The organism is Actinocorallia sp. B10E7 (genome assembly GCF_039871655.1).
Classification (GTDB): domain Bacteria; phylum Actinomycetota; class Actinomycetes; order Streptosporangiales; family Streptosporangiaceae; genus Actinocorallia.
The window spans coordinates 133,888-146,908 of record NZ_JBDPLZ010000001.1 but is presented as its reverse complement, the minus strand read 5'-3'; the positions used below and the strand labels follow the sequence as shown (position 1 = coordinate 146,908).

At 69.7% G+C, this 13,021-nt stretch carries 13 protein-coding genes; 6 read left to right on the top strand and 7 right to left on the bottom strand.

Going from position 1 to position 13,021, the window contains the following annotated elements; genetic code table 11:
* The first annotated feature begins 27 nt into the window (after nt 1–27).
* Nucleotides 28–480 carry a thioesterase family protein gene (locus ABGB12_RS00685; protein ID WP_347673600.1) on the top strand — a complete coding sequence of 151 codons (453 nt, stop codon included), beginning with the start codon at nt 28–30 and terminating at the stop codon, nt 478–480.
* A 92-nt stretch (nt 481–572) separates the two neighbouring features.
* Nucleotides 573–944, top strand: coding sequence for a hypothetical protein (locus ABGB12_RS00680; RefSeq protein WP_347673598.1), 372 nt, complete (start codon nt 573–575; stop codon nt 942–944).
* Between the two features lie 40 nt (nt 945–984).
* Here the strand turns inward: ABGB12_RS00680 and ABGB12_RS00675 are convergent, their stop codons facing one another.
* From ABGB12_RS00675 to ABGB12_RS00655, 5 genes are all read right to left on the bottom strand, one after another.
* Nucleotides 985–1,602, bottom strand: a complete 618-nt coding sequence (locus ABGB12_RS00675; protein WP_347673596.1) for a hypothetical protein — start codon at nt 1,600–1,602, stop codon at nt 985–987.
* A 40-nt stretch (nt 1,603–1,642) separates the two neighbouring features.
* A complete protein-coding gene (locus ABGB12_RS00670; RefSeq protein ID WP_347673594.1) occupies nt 1,643–3,139 on the bottom strand; it encodes a glycoside hydrolase family 13 protein in 1,497 nt (498 codons plus the stop codon).
* Nucleotides 3,140–3,157: 18 nt separating this feature from the next.
* Entirely contained in the window at nt 3,158–3,541 is a 384-nt protein-coding gene (locus ABGB12_RS00665; RefSeq protein ID WP_347673592.1) for a globin, read from the bottom strand.
* 11 nt (nt 3,542–3,552) lie between these two features.
* Complete coding sequence (locus ABGB12_RS00660) at nt 3,553–4,590, bottom strand: mechanosensitive ion channel family protein (protein ID WP_347673590.1); 1,038 nt, start codon at nt 4,588–4,590, stop codon at nt 3,553–3,555.
* A 218-nt stretch (nt 4,591–4,808) separates the two neighbouring features.
* Nucleotides 4,809–5,090 carry a hypothetical protein gene (locus ABGB12_RS00655; RefSeq protein ID WP_347673588.1) on the bottom strand — a complete coding sequence of 94 codons (282 nt, stop codon included), beginning with the start codon at nt 5,088–5,090 and terminating at the stop codon, nt 4,809–4,811.
* Between the two features lie 355 nt (nt 5,091–5,445).
* On the opposite strand from ABGB12_RS00655, the gene ABGB12_RS00650 reads away from it, so the two are divergent.
* A complete protein-coding gene (locus ABGB12_RS00650; protein ID WP_347673587.1) occupies nt 5,446–7,074 on the top strand; it encodes an XRE family transcriptional regulator in 1,629 nt (542 codons plus the stop codon).
* Nucleotides 7,071–7,607, top strand: a complete 537-nt coding sequence (locus ABGB12_RS00645) for a GNAT family N-acetyltransferase (RefSeq protein WP_347673585.1) — start codon at nt 7,071–7,073, stop codon at nt 7,605–7,607. The genes ABGB12_RS00650 and ABGB12_RS00645 overlap by 4 nt, the downstream gene beginning before the upstream one ends.
* A gap of 87 nt (nt 7,608–7,694) precedes the next feature.
* On the opposite strand, the gene ABGB12_RS00640 is transcribed toward ABGB12_RS00645, so the two are convergent.
* Nucleotides 7,695–9,776: a prolyl oligopeptidase family serine peptidase gene (locus tag ABGB12_RS00640; protein WP_347674997.1), complete on the bottom strand. Its 2,082-nt coding sequence runs from the start codon at nt 9,774–9,776 to the stop codon at nt 7,695–7,697.
* Nucleotides 9,777–10,116: 340 nt separating this feature from the next.
* Here ABGB12_RS00640 and ABGB12_RS00635 point away from each other — a divergent pair, with 340 nt between their 5' ends.
* Nucleotides 10,117–10,629 (top strand): HNH endonuclease, encoded by a 513-nt coding sequence (locus ABGB12_RS00635; RefSeq protein WP_347673583.1) that lies wholly within the window; start codon nt 10,117–10,119, stop codon nt 10,627–10,629.
* A gap of 9 nt (nt 10,630–10,638) precedes the next feature.
* Complete coding sequence (locus tag ABGB12_RS00630; RefSeq protein ID WP_347673581.1) at nt 10,639–10,854, top strand: zinc ribbon domain-containing protein; 216 nt, start codon at nt 10,639–10,641, stop codon at nt 10,852–10,854.
* 87 nt (nt 10,855–10,941) lie between these two features.
* Here the strand turns inward: ABGB12_RS00630 and ilvD are convergent, their stop codons facing one another.
* Entirely contained in the window at nt 10,942–12,810 is a 1,869-nt protein-coding gene (gene ilvD / locus ABGB12_RS00625) for a dihydroxy-acid dehydratase (protein WP_347673579.1), read from the bottom strand.
* Nucleotides 12,811–13,021: the final 211 nt, after the last annotated feature.

The window sequence follows — 13,021 nt, the reverse complement described above, 5'->3', positions numbered from 1 at the left end:
TTCCCCCAAGACCCCCAAGGTGAAGACATGGAAGACATTGCGACGCTGCCCCGGCAGGAGGACACCGCGTACCGCCACGTCTACGAGTTCTACATCCGGTTCGGGGACATCGACTCCCAGATGCACGTGAACAACGTGAAGTTCCTGGGCTACCTGGAGGACGCCCGGCTGGCCATGTTCCACGCGGATCCGATCCGGGCGGGCCTGGAGCCTGTGCGGGGCATGGTCGTCTCCCGCCACGAGATCGACTACAAGGTGCCGCTGACCGGCGTGATCCACCCCATCCGGGTCGAGACCTGGGTGACCGAGCTGCGGGCCGCCTCCTTCAAGCTCGCGTACGAGGTGCGCGACGACGACAACCTCTACGCCACCGCGACCTCGACCCTCGTCGCCTTCGATGTGGAGGGCGCCCGGCTGCGCCGCTACACGGCCGCCGAGCGCGAGTACATCTCCCGTTTCGTCAAGCCCGCGGACGCCTGACCGCGCCTTTGCCACCGGTCCCTCCGCGGGCCCTGTGCCGACCCGATCGAAGCCGGTAACGTGAGCCTCCCTGTCGCGCTGAGGGAGGCATCTTGCGCCGTTTGCTGCTGACCGTCCTGATGGCCGGTGGAATGGTGATGGGGGCGGCCACCCAGGCCGGTGCCGCCGGTGTCACCTGCGTGACCGTGAAGGCGCCCAAGGCGTGCAAGGGCGTCAAGCGATGCGAGTGGGGCGGCGACCCGGACGCGATGTGGGTGGAGGTCAAGGGCGGCACCCGGAAGCTGGCCCTGTCCCGGGCCGCGAAGGCACGCGCCAACCTCGGCGCCGCCGAGGTCAAGCCCCGGACGGTCAGCATCCTGGCCCGCGCGGGCAGGAAGAACAAGATCGTGCTTTCCCGGACCTACAAGCTCAAGGGCAAGCACTGGTACTTCTCGTACAAGAAGAACTGCTGGTACGTGAAGTGACGACCGGCCCCGTCGAGGCGGGGCCGACCGTCCGGTCCTCTCAGGGCTCCATCACCCAGTGCTCCTTCAGGTCGAAGTAAGCGGGTTCGCCCACCTCGAGCTTCATGAGCTCGTCCATCGCCTCCTTGACCCTCCCGGTCGGCTCCTTGGACTCGTTCTCCCTGGCCTCCCTCTCGGAGGTGAAATAGGCGAACTGGGTGTAGGCGTCCTCCGCCGGGTGCCTCGCCAGGACTACCCCCAGCAGGTCGGGACGCCACTCGGCCATGTCCTCCTCCATGCGGCGCATGAGCGAACACACCTTGTCGAAGTCCTGGAGCCTGCCCTGTATCACCTGGACGAAGCCGGCGCGGCCGAAGAAGTCCGACCGCCCCTCGGGGAAGACCTCCACCTGTTCGCAGTCGTGGAAGGAGACCTCGCCGCTGAAGTACTTGGCGGTCTCCATCCACCACTGGTGCTGCTCGGGCCGCTCGCTGTTCCGCCGGGCCGCCTCCACCGACTCGAAGCAGACGGAGGTGAAGAAGGCGCCGTCCTCGGTGACCCCGGCCGTGCTTCCCAGCCAGCCGGACGCCTCGGGGGCCAGCTCCGCCTTCCACCTGTCGAAGGACTCCTTCATGGCGGCGGGGTCGGTCACATGCCCTTGGATGATCTGGATGAACATCACGCGTCTCCTCTCAGAGAAGCGGATTCCGGTCAACTGATCAAGATCTCAGCCAGACGGCACCACCTCCCGCGATGCGTCCTTCGGCCACCGGGCCGCTGGCCAGAAGGACGTCCCCCTGGAACTCGACGGGCTCCTCCCCGAAGTTGACCGCGCAGACGAGATCACCCCGCCGGAAGGCCAGCACCTCGGGGTGGGGCCACTCCTGCCATTCCAGGGTAGGCGGCAGGGTTCCCCGGAGGGTCCTGCGCAGGGCAAGGGCGCGTCGATAGAAGGAGAGCATCGACGACGGGTCCCGCTCCTGGGCCTCGACCGTCAGCCGCCCCCAGTCCGACGGCTGGGGCAGCCAGGGCTTGCCCGTGGTGAAACCGTAGGGCTGCTGCGTTCCGGACCAGGGGAGCGGCACCCGGCAGCCGTCCCGGCCGATGCCCTTGCCCTGGAAGAAGATCGGGTCCTGGCGGGCCTCGTCGGGCAGGTCGAAGACCTCCGGCAGGCCCAGCTCCTCGCCCTGGTAGAGGTAGGCGGAGCCGGGCAGCGCCAGGATGAACATCAGCGCGGAACGGGAACGTTCCTCGGCGCCGTACCGGCTGCGGTGCCTGATCACGTCGTGGTTGGACAGCACCCAGGTGGGCGCCCGGCCGCTGGGGGAGTCCAGGCAGGTCTGGACCGTCTCCCGGAACGCACGGGCCGACCAGGGGGCCAGCAGCAGGTGGAACTGGAACGCCTGGTGCAGCTCGTCCGGCCGGACGTACAGGGCCAGGTCCTCGGGCGACTCCGTCCACACCTCCCCGACGGCCATGCGTTCGCCGGGGTAGGAGTCGAGGATGGACCGCCAGTTCCGGTAGATCTCGTGGACCTCGGGCCGGCCGTACATGGGGCTGCCGGGCGCGTGGGTGCCCAGCGCGCCCAGGTCCGGCAGGTCGGGGTGCTTGAACAGCCCCGCCGCGACGTCGATGCGGAACCCGTCGACGTCGCGGTCGAGCCAGAACCGCAGGACGCTCTCGAACTCCTCGCGGACCTCGGGATGGTGCCAGTTCAGGTCGGGCTGGTCGGGGGTGTACAGGTGCAGGTACCACTGCCCGTCGGGGGTGCGGCTCCAGGCGGGGCCGCCGAAGTTCGATCGCCAGTCGTTGGGCGCGGTCTCGCCGTCCCGGAAGTGGTAGCGCTCACGGCCTTCGCCGGTCCGCACCGCCTCGGAGAACCAGGGGTGGGCCGAGGAGGTGTGGTTGGGGACGATGTCGATGATGATCCGCAGTCCGAGCCGGTGGGCGTCGGCGACGAGGGCGTCGAAGTCGGCCAGGGTCCCGAAGCGGGGGTCGACGTCGCGGTAGTCGGCCACGTCGTAGCCGCCGTCGGCCAGGGGCGAGGTGTAGAAGGGCGTCAGCCACAGCGCGTCGACGCCAAGCCCGGACAGGTAGGGGAGACGGCGGCGCAGTCCTTCGAGGTCTCCCTCTCCGTCGCCGGAGGCGTCGGAGAAACTGCGCGGGTAGACCTCATAGACCACGGCGTCGCGCCACCAGGGGGTTGTAGTCGTCATGGGGGACGATCTACCCGCTCAGCCGTCGGAGTTCACCAGGCTGTAGGCGGCCCGGGAGAGATAGTCCCAGAGCATCTCGGCGGCTTGTGGTGGAAGGTCCAGTCCGTCCATGGCTTCGCGCATATGGCGCAGCCAGGCGTCCCGCTCGCGTTTCCCGATCTCGAACGGGACGTGCCGCATCCGCAGCCGGGGGTGGCCCCGCTGCTCGCTGTAGGTGCCCGGCCCTCCCCAGTACTGCATGAGGAACAGGCACAGGCGCTCCTCCGCGGGTCCGAGGTCCTCCTCGGGGTACATGGGGCGCAGGACCGGATCCTCGGCCACGCCCTGGTAGAACCGGTGGACAAGGCGACGGAATGTCTCCTCGCCGCCCACGGCCTCATAGAAGGTCACCTTTTGGCTCATCGCCCCCAAGCCTATGCCAGGCTGCCGAGAGTCACGCCCGCTTCGTCGAAGGCCCGCTTCACCCGGGCCCTCAGCTCCCGGGTGACCTTGTGCTGCTGGTTCGGAGCCGTCTTGATCGTCACCCGGACGACCACCGCGTCGTTGGTGAGCGCCTGGACGCCCCAGACGGACGGGTCCTCCAGGATCAACTCCTCCCAGTCCGGGTCGGCGGCCAGCGCGTCGGCGGTCTCCTGCAGCAGCTTCCGGATGTCGTCGACGTCCTGGTCGGGGGCGATCGGCACGTCCAGGAGGGCGCGGCCCCAGTTCTGGGACTCGTTGCCCAGCCGGTTGATCTCGCCGTTGCGCACGTACCAGACCACCCCGTTGACGTCGCGCAGCCGGGTGATGCGCAGCGAGACGGCCTCGACGGTGCCCTTGGCCGAGCCGGTGTCGACGACGTCTCCCACCCCGTACTGGTCCTCCAGCAGCATGAACAGGCCGGCCAGCAGGTCCTTGATGGTGTTCTGGGCGCCGAAGGCCACCGCGGCGCCCACCACGGTGGCGCCGGTGAGGATGGGGGTGAGGTTCAGCCCGATCTCGCCCAGCACGGTGAAGATCGCCACACCGTAGATCACCACGGAGGCGATGCTGCGCAGCACTGAGCCCAGCGTCTCCATCCGCTGCCTGCGCCGCTCGTTCATCAGCGCGGTGGCGGTGGTCTGGGGCTTGGCGCGCATCCGGCCCGGCACGGTGCCCGTGGCGATCCGGGCGGTGATCCGCGTGATCAGCCGGTGGACGTAGTACCGGAACACCATGGCCAGGACGAAGGCCATGACCGCCCAGATCAGCGCGGTGACCAGGCCGTCGAGCCAGTTGTGGAAGAAGCGGGTGAAATCCTCGCTCCGGGAGAGGTTCCAGGCGGTCCTGCATGCCACGCTGGGCTTGGCATCACAGACGTCCTTGGGTATCGGCTCGCCGATGGAGAACAGAAGGACCCCTCCCCGGGTCGGCCGGCGGTATCCGCCGAGGTCGTGCGACTTGGTACGGGACAGATCGTAAGGGACGGACACGATCGGGTCGTACATGTCGCTACGGCCAGGCCTGCCTGTCGGCCCGGGGAGGGTCCCAGCACGCATCCGGCCCCCCTCCGGACGGATCGGATGCGTGTTCGGGCGGGTCCGGCGGTCGGTGGGTTGTGGGGACCGCGCGGATCCGGGGTGGTGCGGGCGGGTCCCCCGGGGCACCGGCCTCCGCGCCTGGTGCCGGCCCCTGGGGAACCCACCCGGGTCTAGACGGTCTTCGGTTCCAGGACGCGGGCCACCTTGCGGGCGGCGGTGTCCGGGTCGTCGACCCTGTGCAGGCGCTCGCCCCAGCTCCACCAGAAGTAGTGGTCGGCGGTGTCGGGGCCGGGAGCGCAGGTGACGTTCTCGGTCAGGCTGGCGGCGTCGGGATTGACGACCCGGAGGAAGGCCGGTCCCGAGCGGGTCTGCACCACCCGTGCCACCAGACCGCGAGCGTCCAGTGCGTGGACCAGTTCCTCGAGGTGGGCGATCCGCTCGTCGCTGACCACCTGGCACCCCCTCGGAGTAGGTTGTGAAACTTTCGTCGTCGGCTGCTGCCAGCAGAGAATTGCAAGCCCGTGGGGACCGGTCAAGAGCGGGATTCCGGGCGCCGGACGAGCTTCTTGCGCCCGAGTGGAACGTTCTTCCTCCCGGGTTCCAGGATCCTGGGCTGGAGGAAGGCTTGTTGCTCCCGGTGCGGTCTGCATTCTTGGGGGATGGTTGGCCCGGAGCGATACGCAGGGTTACGTTGTGAGCGCTGTATCAATTACAGCAACTGACCGAGAAAACCGGTCGCCAACGCTCGGGGGAGTGCAGAGTGGTGACGTTGCACACACCCGGCGAGTGGTGAGGAGGCCGGCACGGATGGCAGAACCCCCCCTGAAAGAAGCGGAGCGGGCGCGTTGGATGCGCGCGCAGGGCTTGGCCCGCGGTCTGAGCACCACCCAGATCGCGGCGGAGATCGCTGAACAGTGCGGTCCTTTGTTCAGTACGAGCCGGATCAAGGCCCACCGTCTGGCCCATGGGGTGGCCCTGTCGGATGTGGTGGCACAGATGCGAGCGCTCTATGAGATGGACGGCAAACCACCCCCGAAGATCGGGGAGACGCTGCTGTCCGCCTACGAGAGCGGATACAAACGCCCAGGTCCGGAGTATCTGCACTACCTCTGCCTGGTCTATCGCGTCGAGCCCGGCGATCTCGGTTACCAGGGCCCCTGCGTCTGCGGACGGGGCCATGAACAGCGTTTCGGCGCCGGCACGCAGCTGTCGGCGATCCGGGACGAGTCGGAGACCCTGATCGGCGCGGTCCTCGACCGCGGTTGGATCAACCAGCAGTTCGAGGGGGGGCCTCACCGCGCCGAGGCCTCCGCCTCGATAGACCTAGGAGAGGAGGACGTCGTGCTTCGCCGGACACTTCTGCAGTTGCTGGCCGGGGCGGGCGTGGCGCTCGACGGCCAGTTCCTCGGAGCTGTGGACCAGCTCCGCAGGAAGATGGACGACACCCTCGTGAACGCGACGGTGTCGCCCACGATGCTCGACCAGTGGGAGGAGACGATCCTGGGATACGGGCGGTCGTACCAGTCGACCCCGTCCCTGAGGATGCTCTGTGACGTCCTGCTGGACTTCAGCGAGGTCCGGCGCCTGTGCGACCAGCGCCAGCCGATCGAGCTCCAGGAGAGGTTGTGCCGGATAGCCGCGCAGCTGTCCGGGATCTCCGGGCTGATCATGATCAATCTCGGTGACCACCGGCTGGCCCGCTCGTTCTTCCGCACCGCGCGGACGGCGGCCGACGAGACCGGGGACCGCAGCCTGCGCGCCTGGGTGACGGTGCGCGAGGCCCTCCTCCCGCTGTATTACGGGGACCCGAGGGAGGCGCTGCACCTGGCTCGCAAGGCCCAGGACCTGGCCGGGCGCACCCCCAACGTCGCCGCGGCCATGGCGCCCGCAGTCGAGGCGCGCGCGCTGGGCCAGCTGGCCCTGCGCGGCCGTTCCGACGCCGCTCCGACCGCCCGCCGCGCCCTCGTGCGCGGGCGCGCGGTGTTCGACCAGCTCTCCAAGAACGACACCACCGACCTGGTCTTCGGCTTCACCGACCGGCAGATGTCCTTCTACGAGGGCGACACCTACACCAACCTCGGAGACCACCAGAAGGGCGAGGAGGTACTGCGGTACGCGCTGACCCTCTACTCCCCGACGGAGGTCATCGACCGCACCCTCGTCAAGCTCGACCGCGCCGCCTGCTCCATGTACGCGGGGGAGCCCGACCAGGCCGCGGCCCGGGCCCGCGAGGCCATCATGGACCTCGAGCCCGAGCACCGCTCCGACATCCTCATGCACCGGGCCCGCCAGCTCGCCGCCGCCGTCCAGCAGCAGCACGGCGACCTGCCCGAGCTGAGGGAGCTGCGGGAGGCGCTGGCCGGCCCGTCGGTCCAGAGCCCGCTGGGGCCCGGCGAGAGCACGGTCTCCTCCGGTTCGCCCGCGGACCGGGCTTGAACGCGGCGGGGCCGGTCGGCAGCGCCCGGGTCCGGCGCGCCGAGGTCACGCCCATGCGGCGGTACGGTGACCTGCTCCTGCGGCGCTACCTGCCGGAGGACCACGCCGAGGTGCTGTCACTGCACCGCGAGGGCCTGGCCAGGATCGGGTTGAGGCCCGGCGACGGCGTCTACTACGAGCATGATCTGCACCGTCTGGAAGAGCTCTACCTCAAGGACGGCACGGGAGAGTTCCTCATCGGCGTCCGCGAGGGCGTGCCCGTCGCGATGGGCGGGCTGCGCCGGGTGGACTCCTGGACCGGCGAACTCGTCCGGCTGCGGGTCCGTCCGGAGCTGCAGCGCCACGGCTACGGGGCCGCCATGCTGACGGCGCTGGAGGACCGCGCGAGGGAGCTCGGCTACGGCCGGCTCGTCGGAGACACCACCGAGTTCCAGGGGGCGGCTTTGCAGCTCTACCAGAAGTTCGGCTGGAAGGAGACCGGCCGTAAGACGATCAACGGGATCGTGAACATCTACGGGGAGAAATTCCTGTGAGGAACGTTCCCGCTTCCTCCTGACCCCCCATGACGCCGTTCCCAGCACACCTGGGGCAGGGAACGGCGTCATCCGCGGGCGGAAGGGTCAGAGGGCGAGCCCGGTGTGGCGGGCCATGAAGGACATGGTGTCGACCGACAGGTCCACGGTGCGGCTCAGCGACCGCGCCCCGTGGCCCACCTCGGCCTCGTTGCGCAGCAGGACCGGACCGCCTTCGGGGTTCGGCGCCACGGCGTGCTGCAGTGCGGCGCACATCTTGCGGGCGTGCAGCGGATCGACCCGGGTGTCGCTCTCGAACACCGTGAACAGCGTCGCGGGGTAGGCGACGCCCTCCTTCACATGGTGGTACGGGGAGTAGCCCAGCAGCCACTCGAACTGCTCGGGGTCCTCGGCCGAGCCGTACTCCACGTTCCATGTCTGGCCCAGGCCGAACCGCTCATACCGGATCATGTCCAGCAGCGGGGCGGAGCAGACGACCGCCGCGTACAGCTCGGGCCGCTGGGTGAGCGCCGCGCCGACGAGCAGCCCGCCGTTGGATCCTCCGGAGACGGCCAGCTGTCCGGGAGTCGTCCAGCCGTCGGCGATGAGCCGTTCGGCGGCGGCATGGAAGTCATCGAAGACGTTCTGCTTGTTGCCGAGCATCCCTGCGCGGTGCCATTCCTCGCCTTCCTCGGACCCGCCGCGCAGGTTGGCGATGGCGTAGACGCCGCCGGCCTCCACCCAGGCAAGGATGCCCGCGGAGTAGGCCGGGGTCAGCGAGACGTTGAAGCCGCCGTAGCCGTACAGGACGGTCGGCTTAGGCCCGCCCTCGAGGGAGCCGAGCACCAGCATCCGGACGGTCGTGCCGTCCTTGGAGGTGTAGGCGATCTGCCGGGCCTCCACGGGCGGGACCTCGACGCTGCCGGGAGGCGCCGCCCACAGGGTCGTCTCCCCGGTGCGGGCGTCGTAGTGCTGGACCCCGCCGGGGGTGACGCTGTCGGTGTAGCCGAACCACGCCTCGTAGCCGCCCTCGGGCCGCTCGACCAGGCCGCCTATGGAGCCCAGTCCGGGCAGCGGGACCTCGCCCAGCCGCTCCCCCGTGCCCAGGTCGTGGACGCTGATCTCGCTGACGGCGTGCCTCGTCCAGCCCGCCAGCAGCACCGGGCGCTCCAGGTCGTCGAGGATGGCGAAGTCGCTGAGGACCGCTTCGCCGTCCTCGGGGAGCAGGTCCTTCCAGTTCTCGTACGCCAGGTCGGACGGGTCCGCGACGGCCAGACGGGCGCGCGGCGCGTCCCGGTCGGTGAAGATGTAGGCCCGCCCGTCACGTCCGAAATGCACTCCGGTCTGGGCGTCCACGTCGAGCTGGACGGGCTTCAGCTCGGGAGCCTCCAGCGGGCTCGCGGCCAGGTCGGCGTACCAGAGGTCGTTGCGGGGCGCGGTGCCGCGGGAGGCCGAGATGGTCAGCCAGCGGCCGTCACGGCTGACGGAGACCCCGTAGTAGTTGGTCTTCTCCATGCCGTCGCCGAAGATGAGGACGTCGTCGCGGTCCGGGTCGGTGCCCAGGCGGTGCAGGTAGACCCGGCGGTGGTACTGGTCCTCGCCCTCGGGCACCTGGTCCTTGGGCAGCCTGCGCACGTAGTAGAACGCCTCGCCGCCGGGCAGCCAGGCGATGTTGCTGTAGCGGCAGCGGTCGATGGGGCCCTCGATGGTGTCCCCGGTGGCCACGTCCATGACCGAGAGCTTGGACTCCTCGTCGCCGCCGACCGACAGCTGGTAGGCCAGCAGCCTCCCCTCCTTGTCGGGCTGCCAGGCGTCCAGGGTGGTGGTGCCCGAGGCGTCCAGCGCGATCGGGTCGATCAGCGCCCGCTCGGTGCCGTCGGGGTCGACGGTGTAGAGGACGGACAGCTCCTGCTCGGCGGTGCGGCGCATGAAGAACCGGCGTTCGCCCCGCCAGATGGGGGCCGAGACGCTGCCGGAGCCGAGCAGTTCGGTGATCCGGGCCCGGAGCCGCTCCCGGCCCGGCAGGCCGTCCACCTGGGAGTGGAACAGCTCGTCCTGAGCCCTCAGCCATTCCTTGGTCTCGGCGCTCTGCGCCTCCTCCAGCCAGCGGTAGGGGTCGGCGATCCGATGCCCGTGGAGCTCTTCGACGATGTCCTGACGGTGCGCTGCCGGGTAGTCCATGGGGCTCAGCCTACTCAGCCGAGAGGGGAGTGATCCGCTTCTCTCCGGTGCCTCCAGTGGTGATCCTCTCCTTCCGGACAGGACTGCGACCTTCTTCAACGGGGCATAAAGGGGTAGCGCGAACCGCTTCTCATTGGTCACACTGTTGACAGAGTGGAGTCGTCGGCTCCCCTTGGTCACCCTGCCCAGAGGAGGTCCTCGTGGCGGATGCGTCGGATTCGGCCGAGCCAGGTGCCCGGCCTCGTGACTCTCTGTGCGGTCGGACACGGCGGAGACCGGACCGCGAACGACGACGAAGGCGAATAAGGCGGACGTCGTCCGGCCTTCACCCCCGGGTGGAGGCGGGCTGATGCGCCAGGTCCTTCTCCTGAACGCCACGTACGAACCACTGACGACCCTGCCCCTGCGACGGGCGGTATGTCTTGTGCTGCGGGAGAAGGCCGAGGTCGTGCACCACGACTCCTCGGGCGCCCACCTGCGGTCCGCGAACACCTCCCTGCAGGTGCCCTCGGTCATCAGACTGAGGCGATATGTCCGTATTCCTTTCCGTACCCGGATCCCGCTGACCCGGGCCGCGCTCATGCGGCGCGACAACTACCGGTGCGTCTACTGCGGCAAGAAGGCAGAGACCATCGACCACGTGCTGCCGCGCAGCAAGGGCGGCCAGCACACGTGGGAGAACTGCGTGGCCTCCTGCACCCCCTGCAACCACCGCAAGGCCGACCGGCTGCTGGAGGAACTCGGCTGGTCCCTGGACATCCCCCCGGCCGTCCCGCGCGGTGCCCACTGGAGGCTGATCGGGCTGATCGGCTCCGACGGCGATCCGCAGTGGGCCGCCTATGTCAGGGAACCCGCCGCATAAACTACGTCCATGCCCCGCTATGACTACCGCTGCCGCTCCTGCGGCGCCACCTTCGAGCTGTCCCGTCCGATGGCCGCCTCGGCGGACCCAGCGGCCTGCCCTGAAGGCCACACCGACACCGTCAAGCTCCTGTCCACCGTCGCGGTGACCGGCGGCGCGACCGCCCCGGTCCAGCGCCCTTCGGGCGGCGGAGGCGGCTGCTGCGGCGGAGGCTGCTGCGGCTGATTCCGCCGGCCAGGGCGGAACCCGCCCCGTGACGAAGGCCCCGCCTCCCGTGGGAGAGCCGGGGCCTTCGTCACGCGGAGCCCGGGATCAGCGGGTACCGCCGAGCTGGGAGATGTCGCGGGCGGCGCCGGTGGAGGCCGACGTGGCCATCGCGGCGTAGGCCTGCAGGGCGGCGCTGACCGGACGCTGGCGGTCCTTGGGACGGTAGCCGCCGAGCTCCGCCAGCAGCTTTTCGCGGCGGGCGGCCAGCTCCTCCTCGGGGACGTCCAGCTCCAGGACGCGGCGCGGGATGTCGATGATGATCCGGTCGCCGTCCTCCACCAGGGCGATCTTGCCGCCGCCGGCGGCCTCGGGGGAGGCGTGGCCGATGGACAGGCCGCTGGTGCCGCCGGAGAACCGGCCGTCGGTGATCAGCGCGCAGGCCTTGCCCAGGCCCCGGCCCTTGAGGAAGGACGTGGGGTAGAGCATTTCCTGCATGCCGGGACCGCCCCGGGGGCCCTCGTAGCGGATCACCACGACGTCACCGGCCTTGACCTTCTTGCCGAGGATGCCGTCGACCGCGTCCTCCTGGGACTCGAAGACCACGGCGGGGCCGGAGAACGTCCACAGCTCCTCCTCGACGCCCGCGGTCTTCACGATCGCGCCGTCGGGGGCGATGTTGCCGTACAGGACGGCCAGGCCGCCGTCCTTGGTGTAGGCGTGCTCGACCGAGCGTATGCAGCCGTTCTCGCGGTCCAGGTCCAGGGAGTCCCAGCGGGTGTCCTGGCTGTAGGCCTCGGTGGTGCGCACCCCGCCGGGCGCGGCGTGGTAGAGCTCCAGCGCCTCGGGCCCGACCTGCGGCGAGGCCGGGTCCCAGGCGTCCAGGAACTCGCCGAGGGACGAGCCGTGGATGGTGTGGACGTCCCGGTGCAGCAGCCCGGCGCGGTCGAGTTCGCCCAGCAGGGCGGGGATGCCGCCGGCCCGGTGCACGTCCTCGACGTGGTACTTGGCGGTGGCGGGCGCGACCTTGCAGATGCAGGGCACCCGGCGGGACAGCTCGTCGATCTCCTTCAGGCCGAAGTCGACGTTCGCCTCGCGGGCGGCGGCCAGCAGGTGCAGGATCGTGTTGGTCGAGCCGCCCATGGCCACGTCCAGGGCCATCGCGTTCTCGAAGGCGTCGCGGGTGGCGATCGACAGCGGCAGGACCGAGTCGTCGTCCTGCTCGTAGTAGCGCCGGGAGATGTCCATGACGGTGCGCCCGGCCTGCTGGAACAGGGCCTTGCGGGCGGCGTGGGTGGCCAGCGTGGTGCCGTTGCCCGGCAGGGACAGGCCGATCGCCTCGGTGAGGCAGTTCATCGAGTTGGCGGTGAACATGCCCGAGCACGAGCCGCACGTCGGGCAGGCGTTCTCCTCCATCTCGTCCAGGGCCTCCTGGGAGACGGACTCGTCGGCCGCGGCGATCATCGGGTCGATGAGGTCGAGCTTGCGGACGGTCTTGGCGGTGCCGTCGACGACGGTGACCTTGCCGGCCTCCATCGGTCCGCCGGAGACGAAGACCGTCGGGATGTTCAGCCGCAGCGCGGCGATCAGCATGCCCGGGGTGATCTTGTCGCAGTTCGACAGGCAGATCATCGCGTCGGCGCAGTGCGCCTGGACCATGTACTCGACCGCGTCGGCGATCAGTTCGCGCGAGGGCAGCGAGTAGAGCATGCCGGCGTGGCCCATGGCGATGCCGTCGTCGACCGCGATGGTGTTGAACTCACGCGGGATGCCCCCGGCCTCGCGCACCGCCTCGGCCACGACCTGGGCGACCTCGCGCAGGTGGACGTGGCCGGGCACGAACTGGGTGAAGCTGTTGGCGATCGCGATGATCGGCTTGCCGAAGTCCTCACGGGCGACGCCGGTGGCGCGCAGCAGGGCACGCGCGCCCGCCATGTTCCTGCCGTGGGTGACCGTACGAGACCTGAGCGGAGGCATGAAAGGGACTCTCCCAACCGTGGATCATGAAGGTGGGTGGCCCCGGGTAGGGGGCGGCACGAAGAAATCGGTGCCCTCAGCCTACCGAACGACGGCACCCCGGCTGCTTTGGCGGGGTGCCGGGGAACAGGTGACCGCAGCGAAGCGAGGATCGCCTGTTCCCTTTCGGGGGTCTGGGGGTCGCCCCCCAGATCGACAGGTGATCGTGACC

Coding starts and splice junctions, on each gene's coding strand:
- ilvD (WP_347673579.1), bottom strand. CDS start 12,810: ATGCCTCCGCTCAGGTCTCGTACGGTCACCCACGGCAGGAACATGGCG.
- ABGB12_RS00685 (WP_347673600.1), top strand. CDS start 28: ATGGAAGACATTGCGACGCTGCCCCGGCAGGAGGACACCGCGTACCGC.
- ABGB12_RS00675 (WP_347673596.1), bottom strand. CDS start 1,602: ATGTTCATCCAGATCATCCAAGGGCATGTGACCGACCCCGCCGCCATG.
- ABGB12_RS00630 (WP_347673581.1), top strand. CDS start 10,639: ATGCCCCGCTATGACTACCGCTGCCGCTCCTGCGGCGCCACCTTCGAG.
- ABGB12_RS00650 (WP_347673587.1), top strand. CDS start 5,446: ATGGCAGAACCCCCCCTGAAAGAAGCGGAGCGGGCGCGTTGGATGCGC.
- ABGB12_RS00635 (WP_347673583.1), top strand. CDS start 10,117: ATGCGCCAGGTCCTTCTCCTGAACGCCACGTACGAACCACTGACGACC.
- ABGB12_RS00670 (WP_347673594.1), bottom strand. CDS start 3,139: ATGACGACTACAACCCCCTGGTGGCGCGACGCCGTGGTCTATGAGGTC.
- ABGB12_RS00665 (WP_347673592.1), bottom strand. CDS start 3,541: ATGAGCCAAAAGGTGACCTTCTATGAGGCCGTGGGCGGCGAGGAGACA.